At 61.1% G+C, this 16,420-nt stretch carries 12 protein-coding genes; 1 reads left to right on the top strand and 11 read right to left on the bottom strand.

Going from position 1 to position 16,420, the window contains the following annotated elements; all coding sequences use genetic code 11:
• Positions 1 to 12: 12 nt before the first annotated feature.
• The gene (locus JOE39_RS23675) at positions 13 to 1,755 is read left to right on the top strand and encodes a PTS fructose-like transporter subunit IIB (protein WP_024663880.1); all 1,743 of its coding nucleotides are present in this window, start codon (positions 13 to 15) and stop codon (positions 1,753 to 1,755) included.
• Between the two features lie 38 nt (positions 1,756 to 1,793).
• Here JOE39_RS23675 and JOE39_RS23680 read toward each other — a convergent pair whose 3' ends face one another.
• The 11 genes from JOE39_RS23680 to gluQRS all read right to left on the bottom strand — a co-directional run bounded on the left by JOE39_RS23680 (position 1,794) and on the right by gluQRS (position 16,275).
• Positions 1,794 to 2,972, bottom strand: a complete 1,179-nt coding sequence (locus JOE39_RS23680; RefSeq protein WP_210078211.1) for an acetyl-CoA C-acetyltransferase — start codon at positions 2,970 to 2,972, stop codon at positions 1,794 to 1,796.
• A 107-nt stretch (positions 2,973 to 3,079) separates the two neighbouring features.
• Entirely contained in the window at positions 3,080 to 3,946 is an 867-nt protein-coding gene (locus JOE39_RS23685) for an oxygenase MpaB family protein (RefSeq protein WP_210078209.1), read from the bottom strand.
• Between the two features lie 377 nt (positions 3,947 to 4,323).
• Positions 4,324 to 5,988 carry a glucose-6-phosphate isomerase gene (gene pgi / locus JOE39_RS23690; RefSeq protein ID WP_024664031.1) on the bottom strand — a complete coding sequence of 555 codons (1,665 nt, stop codon included), beginning with the start codon at positions 5,986 to 5,988 and terminating at the stop codon, positions 4,324 to 4,326.
• A 253-nt stretch (positions 5,989 to 6,241) separates the two neighbouring features.
• Positions 6,242 to 7,093 carry a pantoate--beta-alanine ligase gene (panC, locus tag JOE39_RS23695; RefSeq protein WP_003392648.1) on the bottom strand — a complete coding sequence of 284 codons (852 nt, stop codon included), beginning with the start codon at positions 7,091 to 7,093 and terminating at the stop codon, positions 6,242 to 6,244.
• A complete protein-coding gene (gene panB / locus JOE39_RS23700; RefSeq protein ID WP_003423024.1) occupies positions 7,090 to 7,890 on the bottom strand; it encodes a 3-methyl-2-oxobutanoate hydroxymethyltransferase in 801 nt (266 codons plus the stop codon). The genes panC and panB overlap by 4 nt, the downstream gene beginning before the upstream one ends.
• A gap of 228 nt (positions 7,891 to 8,118) precedes the next feature.
• Positions 8,119 to 8,625, bottom strand: coding sequence for a 2-amino-4-hydroxy-6-hydroxymethyldihydropteridine diphosphokinase (folK, locus tag JOE39_RS23705; protein WP_003392646.1), 507 nt, complete (start codon positions 8,623 to 8,625; stop codon positions 8,119 to 8,121).
• Positions 8,618 to 10,021, bottom strand: coding sequence for a polynucleotide adenylyltransferase PcnB (locus JOE39_RS23710; protein WP_003345072.1), 1,404 nt, complete (start codon positions 10,019 to 10,021; stop codon positions 8,618 to 8,620). Before JOE39_RS23710 ends, folK begins: the two co-directional genes overlap by 8 nt.
• Before the next feature lie 697 nt (positions 10,022 to 10,718).
• Positions 10,719 to 12,152, bottom strand: a complete 1,434-nt coding sequence (locus JOE39_RS23715; protein ID WP_004415163.1) for a sigma-54 dependent transcriptional regulator — start codon at positions 12,150 to 12,152, stop codon at positions 10,719 to 10,721.
• A 22-nt stretch (positions 12,153 to 12,174) separates the two neighbouring features.
• On the bottom strand, positions 12,175 to 15,129 hold the full coding sequence (locus JOE39_RS23720; RefSeq protein WP_004415167.1) for a sensor histidine kinase: 2,955 nt from the start codon (positions 15,127 to 15,129) through the stop codon (positions 12,175 to 12,177).
• Positions 15,113 to 15,289 (bottom strand): hypothetical protein, encoded by a 177-nt coding sequence (locus tag JOE39_RS23725; RefSeq protein WP_002552060.1) that lies wholly within the window; start codon positions 15,287 to 15,289, stop codon positions 15,113 to 15,115. The genes JOE39_RS23720 and JOE39_RS23725 overlap by 17 nt, the downstream gene beginning before the upstream one ends.
• Before the next feature lie 98 nt (positions 15,290 to 15,387).
• Positions 15,388 to 16,275 carry a tRNA glutamyl-Q(34) synthetase GluQRS gene (gene gluQRS, locus JOE39_RS23730; RefSeq protein ID WP_210078207.1) on the bottom strand — a complete coding sequence of 296 codons (888 nt, stop codon included), beginning with the start codon at positions 16,273 to 16,275 and terminating at the stop codon, positions 15,388 to 15,390.
• Positions 16,276 to 16,420 lie beyond the last annotated feature (145 nt).

A 16,420-nucleotide genomic window follows, 5' to 3' on the forward strand; every position in this document is an offset into this window, starting at 1 on the left:
GAGAGGATCGTCATGAAGTTAGCCATAGTTACGGCCTGCCCGAGCGGCAAGGTCAGCAGCGTACTCAGCGCACGATTGCTCGAAGCGGCGGCCCTGCGCCAAGGCTGGGAAACCAGCGTCGAAATCATCGATCACAACAAGGCCGATCAACAGTTGTCCGCCCAGGACATCGAAGCCGCCGATCTTGTTCTGGTGGTCAATACCGGTCCTGTGGACCTGAGCCGCTTTGTCGGCAAGCGCCTGTTTCAGGATTCGCCTGCGCATGCCTTGCAGGATGTCGACAGCTTTCTGCAGCGCGCCGAGCGAGAAGCCCAGGTGCATGTGGCGTCCGAAGCCGCGGCGCCTCAGGCAAGCGGCGGCACCGGCGGGCAACCGCGCATCGTTGCGATCACGGCCTGCCCGACCGGTGTAGCGCATACGTTCATGGCGGCCGAAGCGATCCAGCAGGCTGCCAAGCGTCTGAATTACGACTTGCAAGTTGAAACCCAGGGCTCGGTAGGCGCACGCAATCCGCTCAGCGCCAAGGCCATCGCCGATGCCGACGTTGTGCTGCTGGCGGCGGATATCGAAGTCAACACCGACCGTTTTGCCGGCAAGAAGATCTACCGTTGCGGCACCGGTATCGCGCTCAAGCAGTCCGAAGCCACCCTGAAAAAGGCCCTGGCAGAAGGGCAAGTGGAGTCCGATGAGGCCGCCGCCAAGTCGCCGGCCAGACAAGAGAAGGCGGGCGTCTACAAGCACCTGCTGACCGGCGTGTCGTTCATGCTGCCGATGGTCGTGGCGGGCGGGCTGTTGATCGCTCTTTCCTTCGTGTTCGGTATCACTGCGTTCAAAGAGCCGGGCACGCTGGCTGCGGCACTGATGCAGATCGGTGGGGAAGCGGCGTTCAAACTGATGGTGCCGTTGCTGGCCGGTTACATCGCCTATTCGATTGCTGACCGTCCGGGGCTGGCACCCGGCATGATCGGTGGCCTGTTGGCGAGTACGCTGGGTGCCGGGTTCATCGGCGGTATCGTCGCGGGCTTTCTGGCCGGCTACAGTGCTGCCGCGATCAACCGCTACGCACGTCTGCCGGCCAGCGTCGAAGCGCTCAAGCCGATTCTGATCATCCCGTTGCTGTCGAGCCTGTTCACCGGTCTGGTGATGATCTACGTGGTCGGCAAGCCGGTTGCCGGGATGCTCGAAGCGTTGACGCACTTCCTCGACAGCATGGGCACCACCAACGCGATCCTGTTGGGCGTGGTGCTGGGCGCAATGATGTGCGTCGACCTCGGTGGGCCGATCAACAAGGCGTCCTATGCGTTCTCGGTCGGTTTGCTGGCATCCCAGAGCTACGCGCCGATGGCCACTGCCATGGCTGCCGGTATGGTGCCGCCCATCGGTATGGGCATCGCCACGATTCTGGCTCGCCGCAAGTTCGCCCAAAGCGAGCGTGAGGCAGGCAAGGCGGCGTTCGTGCTGGGGCTGTGCTTCATCTCGGAAGGTGCCATTCCCTTCGCTGCCAAGGACCCGTTGCGGGTGATTCCGGCCAGTGTCGTGGGTGGCGCGCTGACTGGTGCGTTGTCGATGTACTTCGGCTGCAAGCTGATGGCACCGCATGGCGGCCTGTTCGTGATGCTGATCCCCAACGCCATCAACCATGCGCTGCTTTATCTGCTGGCGATCATCGCCGGCAGTGTCCTGACCGGTGTGATCTACGCGCTGATCAAGCGTCCAGAGCCCGCTGACATGGAAGTGGCGCCCGCAGCCGCCTGATAGGCAAGGCGCGGGCTGACCCGCGCCTTCTTCCTGCCCTAGCGCTCCAGCGCCAGAGCAACCCCCTGACCACCACCGATACACAGCGTGGCCAGACCCTTCTTCACATCGCGCCTGATCATCTCGTGCAGCAGTGTCACCAGCACGCGGCAGCCCGACGCGCCAATCGGGTGGCCAAGGGCGATAGCGCCACCATTCACGTTGAGCTTTTGCGGATCCAGCCCCAACTCCTTGCCCACCGACAGGGACTGTGCGGCGAAGGCTTCGTTGGCTTCGATCAGGTCCAGTTCGGCCAGCGACCAGCCAGCCTTGTCCAGACAGCGACGCGTGGCACTGACCGGGCCGATGCCCATGATGGCCGGGTCGACACCGGCGTTGGCGTAGGCGGCGATGCGCGCCAGCACCGGCAAGCCCAGTTGCTCGGCTCTGGCAGCACTCATCAGCATCACGGCGGCAGCTCCATCGTTCAGCGAGGAAGCATTGCCGGCAGTGACCGTGCCGTCCTTTTTGAAGGCAGGCTTGAGCTTGGCCAGGGTCTCGGCGGTGGTGCCGGCGCGGGGCTGCTCGTCTGTTGCAAAGGACAGCGGATCACCCTTGCGCTGCGGGATCAGGATCGGGGTGATCTCATCGACGAAGCGTCCGGCTTCAATCGCAGCCAGCGCTTTCTGCTGAGACAAGGCGGCGAACTCATCCTGGGCTTCACGGCTGATGTCGTACTGCTGCGCGAGGTTCTCGGCAGTGATGCCCATGTGGTAATCATTGAATGCATCCCACAGGCCGTCAGTGATCATCGTATCGACCATGCTGGCGTGGCCCATGCGCAGTCCGGTGCGTGCGCCCGGCAGCACGTGGTTGGACAGGCTCATGTTTTCCTGACCGCCGGCGATGATGATCTCGGCGTCGCCGCAACGAATCGCCTGGGTCGCCAGGTGCAGGGCCTTGAGGCCAGAGCCGCAGACCTTGTTCAGGGTCATGGCTGGTACCGAGAAGGGCAGGCCGGCCTTGATGGCTGCCTGCCGCGCGGGGTTCTGACCAGCGCCCGCGGTCAGCACCTGACCCATGATGACTTCATCGACCTGCGCGCCGTCCACGCCGGTGCAGGCAAGCAATTGACGAATGACCGCTGCGCCGAGATCGACTGCGGCGACAGAGGCCAGTGAGCCCTGAAAACTGCCCACGGCGGTACGGGTGGCGGCGACGATAACGACGTCGTGCATGGTGCTGATCCTCATTGTTATTGAGCGCTCATGGTGGCACAGATAGGCAGGCAGGTTCCAACCGTGAACCGCCCGGTCACGGTTTGCCGAAAACCGTCATGCCTCGTTCAAACGCCCATGCGGCGTCTGGCACGTTGCGCCGATCCGTCGCGCACAGCCCAGCGCAGAATGGGCGCAGTACTGTTGACGCCCAAGCGGATCATTCGGCGTTTGCAGGGGCTTTGCGTGACGTCGAGCATGTCGCTGGCCCAGTCCGGCAGTAGATCGATACCGGCGCGCATCATCAATACGCCAAACGGCTTGGCCAGCCAGTTGGGTGCAGGCGCATCGAGCAGCAGGCGCATTACTTCGCGGCTGCGCTGGTCACAGACCAGTTGGCCACGAATGTCTGCCAGATAGTCAGCAATGGCCTGACGGGAGCGTGGGACGTTGCGTGCGCCGAGTCGCTCGGCAACCAGCGCCGTTTCAGCGTAGTACGCGTCCTGTTCGGCGAGCGACATGTCCGGGTTCAGATAGCGCACATGCGCTGCGAGAAAGCTGCTGACTTCGGCCACATGCACCCAGGTCAGCAAATCCGGATCGCTGGCGGCATATGGCCGGCCATCGGGCGCGGTGCCGACGATGTTCAGGTGAATGTTGCGGACCTTGTCGATCAGCCAGTTGGCATCGCGCGTGGAGCCGTAGGTGGTGCCGGACAGAAACTGCCCGGTACGCCGCAGGCGGCCAAGCATGTCCTGACGAAAGTTGGAGTGGTCCCAGATGCCCGCCAGTGCCAGAGGGTGCAGCGCCTGCAGCATCAATGCGCTGATGCCGCCGACCAGCATGCTGGTGAAATCGTCATGCACTTCCCAGCACACCGCCTGAGGGCCAAACAGACCCGGGTCGCCCTTGGGGCTTTCCAGATCCAGTTGACCAAGGGCAAGGCCGGTGAGGCTGATGACCTGGTTTTCGATGCGGGTGCGGATGAATTCCATGTCGTGCTCGGGCATCGGGGAGGGAAGTACGGCAAAGAGACTTTTGTGGTAACGGACCGTGCGACCCTTCGCTTGCTTGCGAAAGGACATCCGCTAAAGATGTATCACTCGAAATAAAGCTTTCGCGAACAAGTTCGCTCCTACAAGGAGAGCGTACATCCGCTGATGATGTACAGGGCTTCTGCCCGAAGGGCGTGGGAGCGAACTTGTTCGCGAAAGGGCCCTGTGCAGCCGCAGAAGTTTCTGCGTCTGACATAACGCCTTCGCGAACAAGGCGGATCGCCGCCCCGGTCGCTCCTACAAAAGCCCCGTTTCCCCTACTCATCAAGACTTCTGCGTAACGCTGAGCGCAGAGCGTAGGAACGAGAGGGAAACAATCAGCCGCGGTGACGGCCGCGGAAGTAGTTGATCAGGCCTTGTGTCGATGCATCGTCAGCCGGCTCTTCGGTGCCGCCGGTCAGGCGCTGGTACACCGCTTTGCCCATTTCCTTGCCCAGCTCCACACCCCATTGGTCGAAGGCGTTGGTGCCCCAGATCACGCTCTGCACGAACACCTTGTGTTCATACATGGCCACCAGCGCGCCAAGACGACGCGGGCTGATGCGCTCGACCACCAGCGTATTGCTCGGACGGTTGCCAGGGATGACCTTGTGCGGTGCCAGCTTCTGCACCTCTTGCTCGTCCATACCCTTCTCGCGCAGTTCTGCCTCGGCTTCTGCGCGGGTCTTGCCCATCATCAGTGCCTGGCTCTGCGACAGACAGTTGGCGTACAGCCACTGGTGGTGGTCGGCAACCGGGTTGAAGCTGACGATCGGCACAATGAAATCGGCCGGAATCATCTGCGTGCCCTGGTGCAGCAACTGGTGGTAAGCGTGCTGACCATTGGCACCCACGCCGCCCCAGATCACCGGTCCGGTGTCGGTCGACGTCGGCGTACCGTCCTGACGGACGCTCTTGCCGTTGGATTCCATGTCCAGTTGTTGCAAGTGCTTGGTGATGTTACGCAGGTAATGATCGTACGGCAGGATCGCGTGGCTTTGTGCGCCCCAGAAATTGCCGTACCAGACGCCCAGCAAACCCAGTAATACCGGCATGTTCTGCTCGAACGGCGCGCTCTGGAAATGCTGGTCCATGGTGTAGGCACCGGACAGCAGTTCCTTGAAGTTGGACATGCCGATGGCCAGCGCGATAGGCAGACCGATGGCCGACCACAGCGAATAGCGACCGCCGACCCAGTCCCACATCGGGAAGATGTTTTCTTCACGGATGCCGAAGGCTACGGCCGCAGAATTGTTGCTGGACACCGCGATGAAGTGGCGATGCAGTTCGACTTCCGAGCCGCCCTGCGCCAGGTACCAGGCACGTGCCGCCTGTGCGTTTTTCAGGGTTTCCAGCGTGTTGAAGGATTTCGACGAGACGATGAACAGCGTGGTCTCGGCACGAATCTTCATCGACAGCTCATGGAATTCGCTGCCGTCGATATTTGCCAGGTAATGGCAGCGGACACCTTTGTGCGCGTAGGCCACCAGCGCTTCGGAGACCAGCTCCGGGCCGAGGAACGAGCCGCCGATGCCGATGTTCACCACGTCGGTGATCGGTTTTTCGGTGTAACCGCGCCACAGGCCGTCATGGATGCGGCCGACCAGTTCGGTCATCTGATTGAGTACGCGGTGTACGTCCGGCATCACATCGACGCCGTTGACTTTCAACTTGTCGCCGACCGGGCGGCGCAGAGCGGTGTGCAGGGCAGGGCGGCCTTCGGATGAGTTGACCAGCTCGCCATCATACTGAGCCTTGATCGCATCCTTGAGGCCCACTTCGCCCGCCAGGCTGACCAACAGGTCGCGGGTCTCGGTGGTGATCAGGTTTTTGGAGTAATCGAGAAACAGGCCAGCGCTGCTGAGGGTGAATTGGCTGAAGCGCTGCGGGTCGGTGTTGAACGCTTCGCGCATGCTGAAGTTCTGCATGGCCTGGCGGTGTTTGTTCAACGCTTGCCAGGCGGGCAGAGCGGTCACATCGGAAGGAGTGCGGTAGTACGCCATCGCTGCGGGTTTCCTTTAACTGGTTCTGTCTTTGGATATTCTTGGAGCGAGGTCGCAAGCTTTCTCACGGGCTACACATCGCAGACTACCCTTCGCGTACCTGTTTGTCTGCGCCTCGCCTTACATGACCCCGGTACTTTTTCGCACACAGGCAACCGGGGTTTGGTCTCGAATACTGTCGGTTGTGGTTCAGGCAACCTGTACCGGTATGGCATTACCGGTGTGTCTTAGTTCATTGCCAGCGCACATCCTGTCAGCTTCTGGTCAGGTGCAGGTTGTCGATCAAGCGGGTTTTGCCCATGAACGCCGCTGCGAGGATGACCAGGTCGCGATTGTCGGCAGTCGTCGCCCGCAGGCTGGTGGCATCGCGTATCTCCAGGTAGTCGATACGAAAACCGGCAGCCTCCAGTTGCTGCTTCTTGCTTGCCAGCAGCGCGTCGAAATCCTGCTCGCCGGCCTTGATCGCGTCGGCGATCTGACGGATCGCCTGATACAGGGCGGGTGCTGCGGCGCGCTGATCGTCGCTCAGATAGCCGTTGCGCGAGGACAGCGCCAGACCGTCGTCGGCACGTACCGTCGGTTCGCCGATGATCTGGATCGGCATGTTCAGATCACGGACCATGGCCCGGATCACGGCCAGTTGCTGGAAGTCTTTTTCACCAAAGATCGCCAGGTCAGGCTGCACCATGTTGAACAGCTTGCTGACCACGGTCGCGACACCTTCGAAATGGCCGGGACGGCTGGCGCCACACAGGCCTTGCGACAGGTGCGGCACGCTGACCAGTGTCTGGTCGGCCATGCCGTGCGGATAGATTTCTTCGACGCTTGGGGTGAACAGCAGGTTGCAACCGGCCTGCAGGAGTTTTTCCTGATCGGCAGCCAGCGTGCGAGGGTAGGTGGCCAGGTCTTCGTTGGGGCCGAACTGCAGCGGATTGACGAAAATAGTGGCGACCACGAAATCGGCACGCTGCGCCGCCTTGGTGACCAGCGCGGCGTGGCCGCTGTGCAGGTTGCCCATCGTCGGGGTCAGCGCGATCCGCTTGCCTTCGCTGCGTGCCCGCGCAACAGCGGCGCGCAGGTCCTGTACGGTTTTTACTGTGTTCATGCCGAGAATCCGTGTTCAGTGGCCGGAAAGCTGACGTCTTTGACTGCGGCCACGTAGGCCCGGATAGCCGACTGGATATCGGGCTGACCGGTCATGAAATTTTTCACGAACTTGGGCACGCGTCCGGTGATGGACAGGCCGAGCATGTCGTGCAGCACCAGGACCTGCCCGTCGGTGGCGCTGCCCGCGCCAATACCGATGACCGGGACCTTCACCGCCTGGGTGATTTCTTCGGCCAGTTCGCTGGGCACGCACTCCAGCAGAATCATCGCTGCGCCCGCCTGTTCCAGTGCGATTGCATCGGCGCGCATCTGCCGCGCCTGCGCCTCCAGCCGGCCCTGCACCTTGTAGCCACCCAACACGTTGACTGCCTGTGGGGTCAGACCCATGTGCGCGCACACCGGAATGCCGCGCTCGGCCAGCAAACGGATCGACTCGGCCAGCCAGGCAGCGCCTTCGACCTTGATCATGTGCGCGCCTGCCTGCATCAGCGTCGCGCTGTTGATCAGGGTCTGCTCCAGCGTCGCGTTGGCCATGAACGGCAGGTCGGCGAGAATCATCGCGCCCTGGTTGCCGCGTTTCACACACGCAACGTGGTACGCCGTTTCAGCCGTGGTAACAGGCAGGGTGCTGTCGTGACCCTGCAGGACCATGCCCAGCGAGTCGCCTATCAGCAGCACTTCGACACCCGCTTGAGAGGCCGTGTGGGCGAAGGTTGCGTCGTAGCAGGTCAGCATGGTGATTTTTTCACCTTTCTGCTTCATGGCCAGCAGCGACGTAACGGTTATGTTCGGCATGTAAAGTCCTCCATCAGGCGCTGTGAAGACGGGTGCTCAGCGCGTGAGAGTCATCCTGGAAAAGCAGGCACACCGTCGTGTCGCGGTGTTTTGCAAAGGCCTGTTTCGCACCCGTTCGCCTGTGGTGTGGCGGCGGGAGGCCTATCTTCGTGAGGAGGGGGCGTGAAGTCAATTGAAGGTGTTACCTGTGCGTCCGACCGGTTACAACGGCGCGGTAACAGACAGGCTTCATGCCTCGGCGGGCAGACGTTCAAGGCCTGTGAACGGGCAATCATCGAGCAGACGATTCAGTAGGCGGCCGTCGGCCAGTGTCAGCCCCGGAGCCAGCTCTGCCAGCGGGTACAGCACGAAGGCCCTGGCCTGCATGTGGTAATGCGGCACTTTGAGGCGTGGCTCGTCGATCAGGCGGTCGCCGAACAGCAGGATATCGAGGTCCAGCGTGCGCGGCCCCCAGCGTTCGTGGCGTTCGCGGCCTTGATCCAGCTCGATGGCCTGTAGTGCATCAAGCAGTGTCAGCGGCGCCATGCAGGTGTCGACTGCCGCGACGGCATTGGTGAAGCGCGGTTGACCGGGCAGTAGCGAGTCGCTGATATAGAACGACGATACGCCGCTCAACTGACAATCGGGCAATTGCGCAATGGCCTTGAGGGCGCTGCGCAATTGCTCGGCCGGGGCAGCCAGGTTGCTGCCCAGACCGATGTACACGCGTTCAGTGGCCAACAGCGGTTCATTCACCGCTTTGCGCCTCGCCCGTGGTGCGCTTGCGTTTGGCACCGCTGTTACGACGACGCTTGCGCGGGGCTGTGCCCGCCGCTTCAGGCTTGTTGCTCAGGTCGCGAATCATGTCGCGGCGTTCGCTGTCGTTGCAGTCCTGATAATCGGTCCACCACTGGCCCAGACCATCGGTCTGCTCGCCCGCAGTTTCACGCAACAGCAGAAAGTCGTAGCCGGCGCGGAACCGCGAGTTGTCGAGCAGCAGGTCGGCGCGCTTGCCCGAACGGCGCGGCAGGCGCTCCTGCATGTCCCAGATCTCGCGGATCGGCAGCGTGAAGCGCTTGGGAATGGCGATGCGCTGGCACTGCTCGATGATCAGTTCGTGAGCGGCTTCCTGCATGGCTGCGATCGGCGGCATGCCGCGTTCCTGAGCACGCAGCACCTTGGCCGGCAGCGCAGGCCAGAGCAGGGCAGCGAACAGGAACGCCGGTGTGACCGGTTTGTTCTGCTTGATGCGCAGGTCGGTATTGATCAACGCATTGCTGATCAGCGTATGGGTGTAGGTCGGGTTGTATTCCAGGGCCTTGGAGCTGGCTGGGAACAACGGTTCGAACAGTTCCAGGTCCACCAGCATTTCAAAGGTGGGGGCGGCGTGCCCGGAGAGGAACAGTTTGAGCACTTCCTCGAACAAGCGTGCCGATGGAATGTCACGCAGCATCGGCGCCAGTGCGCGGATCGGTTGAGCGCTGTGCTTCTCGATGCCGAAGTCCAGCTTGGCCGCGAAACGCACGGCACGCAGCATGCGCACCGGGTCTTCTTTATAACGCTGTTCCGGATCGCCGATCAGGCGGATCAGGCGATTGCGGATGTCATGCACGCCGTTGGCGTAATCCAGAACGCGCTCGCTGACCGGGTCGTAGTAAAGCGCGTTGATCGTGAAGTCACGACGCTGGGCGTCTTCTTCAAGCGTGCCGTATACGTTGTCACGCAGGATGCGTCCGCTTTCATTGCGCGAGGACTGGTTGCTGTCCTCTTCTTCATCATCCTGAGGATGATTGGCGCGGAACGTCGCCACTTCGATGATTTCGCGACCGAAATGGATGTGCACCAGCTTGAACCGGCGGCCGATGATCCGCGCGTTGCGGAATTCGGCACGCACCTGTTCTGGCGTGGCACTGGTGGCGACGTCGAAATCCTTGGGCGTTATGTTGAGCATCATGTCGCGTACGCAACCACCGACCAGATAGGCCTGGTAGCCGGCATTCTGCAGGCGCTCGACGATATTCACGGCATAGCGGCTGAATTGACTGCGTTGCAGCGAATGTTGGCTGCTGTTGAGCACTTCAGGCGTGGTGCGCGTATGTTGCTGCGGTTTGCGCAGTGGGGAACGAAATGACTGGAACAACTTCTTCAGCATGGGATGCACTGTTTGAAGGAATATTCGGCCAAAAACGTGGAATGACCGCATGATGGGCGGGGATTCTAGCATTTAGTCGAGTGATGGTGTAGGAAGCTGTCGCGGAAGGGTAAACGATGGCGCGGATCAAGGCGGGGAAGCTACTGGGGGAGCCGAAGCTCCCCCAAAGTGTGTGCTCTTTATTATTGTTTTCTGCCTGGGCTTCTTGTTTTTGTTGAGTGCCCATTCACGAGACTTTCGTCTGTGAAACCTCCCAGTCGGGAGTCAAGAGCAAACGGATTGCTTTGGTCGCTGCGTTGCAATGATCATTCGATCCAACCAGTTCAGGCGCTACCTAAGGGTAGTTTTTGTTGTTCTCGGCCTGGTTGCGGGGCAAGCCCAAATACAACTCCTCTCCAAAAGAATCAGTTAGCTGCGCCTCCGCCGTGTTGTTCTTGTTATGCGTGAGTCGATTCGTATTGTTTTTATTGTGGGTGTCGTACTGCTTGTTGTTCTTCTTGTACTAAGCATATAGCAGAAGCTGTGCCAACTTTTGCCAAGCCCCGTAAACCGGGGCTTTTCGGGCAACAGGCCGGTTTTGCGCACACAAAAAAGCCGGGCCTGCGTTACCGTAAGACCCGGCTTTTGTTACGTGAAACGCTTGAGGTAACAGTTTGTACCCGCCCTGCGCACCGCGTGCCAGAGCCTTGGGCTGGTTTTATGTCTCGCTGGCCACGCCCTTGCGCCGCGGGATACCCAGACGTTGACGGCGTTCCCACAGACATTTGCGACTGACGCCCAGTTTGCGTGCCAGCTCGGTTTCAGTCATGTGGTCCTGATGCTCCAGAACGAAGTGCTGAAAATAGTCTTCAAGCGACAGGTCTTCGGCGGGCTCGTTGCCCGACGAACCGGAAGAGCCCGGTAACGGTGCCATGCCCATGTACTCGTCGTCATCCAGCCCGTCGAGTTCAATGTCGATGCCCAGCAGGTCAGCGGTGATTTCCGGGTTCTCGCAGAGAATCACCGCGCGCTCCACCGCGTTTTCCAGCTCGCGCACGTTACCCGGCCAGCTGTAATGGCGGATCGCCTGTTCGGCGTCGTGTGCAAATTTGAGGTCGTCGCGTCCGACCTTGCTGCTCTGGCGGACCAGGAACGCACGAGCGATTTCCAGGATGTCGTTGCCACGTTCGCGCAGCGCCGGGAGTTTCAGGGCGATAACGTGCAGGCGATAGAACAGGTCTTCACGAAACTCGCCATTTTTGGCCAGTGTTTTCAGGTCCCGGTGGGTCGCGGCAATCAGGCGTACGTCGACCTTTTGTGATTGCACCGAACCGACGCGACGAATCTCGCCTTCCTGCAATACGCGCAGCAGGCGAGCCTGGGCTTCCAGGGGCAGTTCGCCGATTTCATCGAGAAACAGCGTGCCACCGTCAGCGGCCTCGACCAGACCTGCGCGGCCTGCGCTGGCCCCGGTAAACGCGCCTTTCTCGTGACCGAACAGTTCGGACTCGATCAGCGATTCGGGAATGGCCGCACAGTTGACGGAAATCATCGGTGCCTTGGCGCGGCGTGAGAGGTTGTGCAGAGCGCGGGCGACCAGTTCCTTACCGGTGCCTGACTCACCTTGAATCAGGACGTTGGAATCAGTTGGGGCGACTTTGCGGATCTTGCTGTAGAGATCCAGCATGGGCGGGCATGAGCCGATGATGCCGATCTCGCCGTTATGGTTCTGAGCCGGGCCTTTTTCAGCATTGCTGGTCCTGGCGGTGGCGCTGCGTTCGTCCTGAAGGTGCTTGACCGTCTGCCGGTCACGCAGGATCCGCGAGACCGCCTGCAGCATTTCATCGTGATCGAAGGGTTTGGCGATGTAGTCCACCGCGCCCATCTTCATCGAATCGACTGCCGAGCGCAGGCTCGCGTAACTGGTCATGATCAGCACCGGTTTGCCTTCGCCGAGCTTGATCAGTTCGGTGCCGGGCGCGCCGGGCAGGCGCAGGTCGCTGACGATCAGATCGAACGACGGGATGCTGAAGCGTTCCTGAGCCTCTTGAACGGAGCCGGCTTCACTGACTTCATACTGGTTGCGTTCAAGCAGGCGACGCAGGGCTGAGCGGATAATCGTTTCGTCTTCGACGATCAAAATATGCGGCATTGATTCAGTTCTCTCGACGGTCTCAGTTCGCGGTGGACGTCGCGTCGACATGGCGTGGCAAGGTCACCCGAATACGGGTTCCACGCTGTTGCTCGGGATCGGCCGGGCTGTCGATGGTTATCTGTCCATAATGCTCTTCAACGATGGAATAGACCAGCGCCAGGCCAAGTCCGGTTCCCTCGCCAGGATCCTTGGTGGTGAAGAACGGCTCGAACAATCGGTCCATGATTGCCTTTGAAATCCCACTGCCTTCGTCTTCGACGATCAAGTCCACAGTGTGCTCGGATACTTCGCTTCTGACCCTGACTGCGCTGCCTGCCGGGGAGGCATCACGGGCGTTGGAGAGCAGATTGATCAACACCTGCGCCAGCCGCTGCGAGTCGCCGACAGCCCAATGCTCGGGGTTGCACAGGTTGTAGAAGTGTACTTCGAAATTGCGCCGGTTCAGCGCCAGCAGACCAATAGCATCCTGGGCCACCACGGCCAGACAAACGGCTTCGTCGCTATGCTGATGAGCGCCCGCGTGGGCAAAACTCATCAATGACTGGACGATGCGCGAGACGCGTTTGGTCTGTTCGAGGATCTGGCTGCTGATCTCCTTGAGTTCGCCGTCTTCTTCGCGTTCCTCGCGCAGGTTCTGGGCTAGACAGGCAATACCGGTAATCGGATTGCCGATCTCGTGCGCCACGCCGGCGGCCAGTCGGCCGATACTTGCCAGGCGTTCCGAATGCACCAGCTTGTCTTCGAGCATCTGCGTGTCGGTCAGGTCTTCGACCAGCACCACCAGCCCGCTGTTGCCCGGCGCCAGAGGCTCGTTGATGGCGGCCTTGTGCAGATTGAGCCAGCGTGTCTGGCCGTCCAGACCGAGCTTCTGCTTGTGTAAATGCTCATCGGGCAGGCTGGTAAAACCGGTCAGCAGGCCCTTCCACGGCTCGGCAATGGTTTCCAGTCGTGAACCCACTACGCGCTGGGCGACGATTCCGGTCAATTCTTCCATGGCCCTGTTCCACATCAGGATCTCCTGATCTTCGGCCAGCGAGCAGACGCCCATCGGCAGTTCCTGAAGGGTCTGGCGGTGGTAGCGGCGCAAGGCATCGAGTTCGGCGGCAAGGCCGGTAAGGCGCGAGTGGTAGTCCTCAAGCCGGCTTTCAATGAAATGTATGTCTTCGGTGACGTATTTTTCGCTGCCTGATTTGTACGGCAGAAACGTTTCCACCATGTCCTGTGCAACGCTCGGCCCCATCAGCCCGGACAGGTTGGCCTCGATGCGGTCGCGCAGGCGGCGCAGGGCATAAGGGCGGCGCTCGTCGAACGGCAGATAAAGATCGCGCAGCGCTTGCTCGACCTCCTTCTGCGCGGCTTTCGCGCCCAGCGGCTTGGCCAGTTGGGTGGCGAACTCCTGCGGCGACACCGCGTGCAGTTCCCGGCGTTGCGGGCGGCGCACGTTGTCGACTGCGCAGGCCTCGGCGGCCCCGGCTTCTTCAGGGCTGGCATTGGTGAACAGCGAGATCAGGGTGAACAGCAAGACGTTTGCGGCCAGCGAGGCGATGGCTGCCATGTGCCAACTGGTGTCGTCCAGCACATAAATCATGTTCAGCCAGGGAATATAGAAGCCCTGCAGGTTGCCGATCAGCGGCAACAGCATGCTGACTGCCCAGACCGAAATGCCGGCCAGCAGCCCGGCGATGAAGCCGCGTCGGTTGGCGGTCGGCCAGTACAGTACCGACAGCACGCCCGGCAGGAATTGCAGGGTTGCAACGAAGGCGACGATGCCCAGATTGGCCAGGTCCTGCTGAGCGCCGAGCATCAGGTAGAAGCCGTAACCCAGCGCGATGATCGCCACGATCAGTCCGCGTCGTGTCCACTTCAGCCAGCGATAGATATTGCCCTCGGCGGGTGGCTGATACAGCGGCAGCACCAGGTGATTGAGTGCCATGCCGGACAACGCCAGCGTGGTGACGATGATCAGCCCGCTGGCCGCCGACAGCCCGCCGATATAGGCGAGCAGGGCCAGAGACTTGCTGTTGGCGGCGATGCCGATGCCGAGCGTGAAATATTCCGGGCTGGTGGTGGCGCCGAGCTTGAGCCCGGCCCAGAGGATCAGCGGCACTGCGAGGCTGATCAACAGCAGAAACAGCGGCAGACCCCAGCTGGCGCTGACCAGCGAGCGCGGGTTGAGGTTTTCCGTGAAGGTCATGTGATACATGTGCGGCATGACGATGGCCGAGGCGAAGAACACCAGCAGCAACGTGCGCCACGGGCCTTCCTGCAAAGGCGTGTGCAGCGAGGCGAGGGCGGTCTGGTTCTGCAGCAGCCAGAGTTCCAGTTGTTGCGGGCCGTCGAACACGCCATACAAGGCATAAAGCCCGACGCCGCCCAGGGCGATCAGCTTGATCAGCGATTCAAAGGCGATGGCGAACACCAGGCCCTCGTGTTTCTCGCGCGTCGCGATGTGCCGTGAGCCGAAGAAAATCGTGAACAGGGTGATCAGTGCGCAGAATGCCACTGCGACCCGGTCCTGCACCGGCTCGCGGGTCAGAATGCCGATGGAGTCGGCGACCGCCTGAATCTGCAAGGCCAGCAGTGGCAGCACGCCGATCAGCATGAATACGGTGGTCAGCGCGCCGGCCCAGGTACTGCGAAAACGGAAGGCGAACAGATCGGCCAGTGATGACAGCTGGTAGGTGCGGGTAATTCTGAGGATGGGGTAGAGCAGCACCGGCGCGAGGAGGAAGGCCCCGGACACCCCCAGATAACTGGACAGAAAGCCGTAGCCATACTGATAGGCCAGACCAACCGTGCCATAAAACGCCCAGGCGCTGGCGTAGACGCCCAGTGACAGGGTGTAGGTCAGCGGGTGACGAATGATCCAGCGCGGAATCAGGCCATGTTCGCTGACCCAGGCTACGCCGAACAGCACCAACAGGTAGGCGGCGCTGACCAGCAGCATCTGCGTCAGACTAAAGCTCATCGGCATCTCGCTGGCTCTGCAGAATGAACGTCACCACAATCAGGATCAGCCACAACATGTAGGGCCGATACCAGGCACCGGTGGCATCGATCCACCAGTCCATGATGGCTGGTGAGAACAGATAAATGCCGACCACCAGAAGCAAAACCAACCGGTATATGTACATCTGGTCTCCCTGCGCTGGTAGATGAGGAGCGGCATGTTAACGGATGCCGGATAACCTGCAAGTATCCTTGCGTCGCAGTTTGCGGCGACCGCTCTGGATCAGTCTATCCGGGCTTCCTCAATATTGCGCAGTCGGGGTATCAGGTCAGCGTTCCAGTGACGTATGCCCCAGGCGAGCACTTCCTGCGCGGTGCCATCGGTGATGTGCGCATCGAGCGGCTGCCCCAATGCGCGCAAGGCCCGAAGCAGCAGCGGCGTCGCCTGATCGGCCGGCAGTGGTGGGGAGCGATAGGACTTGCCCAGCTTGTGACCATCGGGTTGGGTGATCAACGGTACATGCAGGTAGCGCGGTTGGGGCAGGCCCAGCAGTTCCTGCAGGTACAGCTGGCGGGGTGTCGAGTCGAGCAGGTCGGCACCGCGAACGATATCGGTGACGCCTTGCCAGGTGTCGTCAATGACCACGGCCAGTTGATAGGCATACAGTCCATCGCGCCGGCGGATTACAAAGTCACCGCTTTCGCGCCCCAGGTGCATTTTGAAGGTGCCCTGAACCCGGTCTTCGAAGCGATATTCCAGCTCCGGAACGCGAATGCGGATTGCGGCGTTGTCCGGCGAATGCCCGGCATTGCGGCAGAAACCCGGATAGACACCCTGAAAGTCTTCGAGCTGTTTACGCGAGCAGGTGCAGGCGTAGGCCAGGCCATGATTGAACCAGCGCTGGAGGATCTCGGCGTAGGCGTCATGACGCTCGCTTTGCCGCACCATCTGGCCGTCCCATTCAAAACCGTAGCGCTCGAGTGTCTCGAGAATCCCCGCCTGCGCGCCGGCTACTTCACGCGGCGGGTCGAGATCCTCCATGCGCAACAGCCACTGACCGTCTGCCGCGCGCGCATCGAGATAGGAGGCGAGGGCTGCGACCAGCGAGCCAAAATGCAGGTAACCACTGGGAGTCGGCGCAAAGCGCCCGATATAGGCCGGTTTTTTCATGGGCGGGATGTTACGGGTGACGGGCTTGGGCGGGCAAGTGGAACGCAGTGTGTGGTTATGCCGGGCTGCTATTTGAAGTGCTTTTCGGGCGATGGGAAAGCGGTTCTGCGATGTCAGATGGGGCGGGGTTCGGCTCAGGTCACCT

Source organism: Pseudomonas sp. PvP100 (assembly GCF_017833055.1).
GTDB classification, from domain to species: domain Bacteria; phylum Pseudomonadota; class Gammaproteobacteria; order Pseudomonadales; family Pseudomonadaceae; genus Aquipseudomonas; species Aquipseudomonas syringae.

Excerpts from the sequence above, each read along its gene's own strand:
- JOE39_RS23675 (WP_024663880.1), top strand. The coding sequence starts at position 13 with ATGAAGTTAGCCATAGTTACGGCCTGCCCGAGCGGCAAGGTCAGCAGC.
- JOE39_RS23680 (WP_210078211.1), bottom strand. The coding sequence starts at position 2,972 with ATGCACGACGTCGTTATCGTCGCCGCCACCCGTACCGCCGTGGGCAGT.
- JOE39_RS23685 (WP_210078209.1), bottom strand. The coding sequence starts at position 3,946 with ATGGAATTCATCCGCACCCGCATCGAAAACCAGGTCATCAGCCTCACC.
- pgi (WP_024664031.1), bottom strand. The coding sequence starts at position 5,988 with ATGGCGTACTACCGCACTCCTTCCGATGTGACCGCTCTGCCCGCCTGG.
- panC (WP_003392648.1), bottom strand. The coding sequence starts at position 7,093 with ATGAACACAGTAAAAACCGTACAGGACCTGCGCGCCGCTGTTGCGCGG.
- panB (WP_003423024.1), bottom strand. The coding sequence starts at position 7,890 with ATGCCGAACATAACCGTTACGTCGCTGCTGGCCATGAAGCAGAAAGGT.
- JOE39_RS23710 (WP_003345072.1), bottom strand. The coding sequence starts at position 10,021 with ATGCTGAAGAAGTTGTTCCAGTCATTTCGTTCCCCACTGCGCAAACCG.
- JOE39_RS23715 (WP_004415163.1), bottom strand. The coding sequence starts at position 12,152 with ATGCCGCATATTTTGATCGTCGAAGACGAAACGATTATCCGCTCAGCC.
- JOE39_RS23720 (WP_004415167.1), bottom strand. The coding sequence starts at position 15,129 with ATGCCGATGAGCTTTAGTCTGACGCAGATGCTGCTGGTCAGCGCCGCC.
- JOE39_RS23725 (WP_002552060.1), bottom strand. The coding sequence starts at position 15,289 with ATGTACATATACCGGTTGGTTTTGCTTCTGGTGGTCGGCATTTATCTG.
- gluQRS (WP_210078207.1), bottom strand. The coding sequence starts at position 16,275 with ATGAAAAAACCGGCCTATATCGGGCGCTTTGCGCCGACTCCCAGTGGT.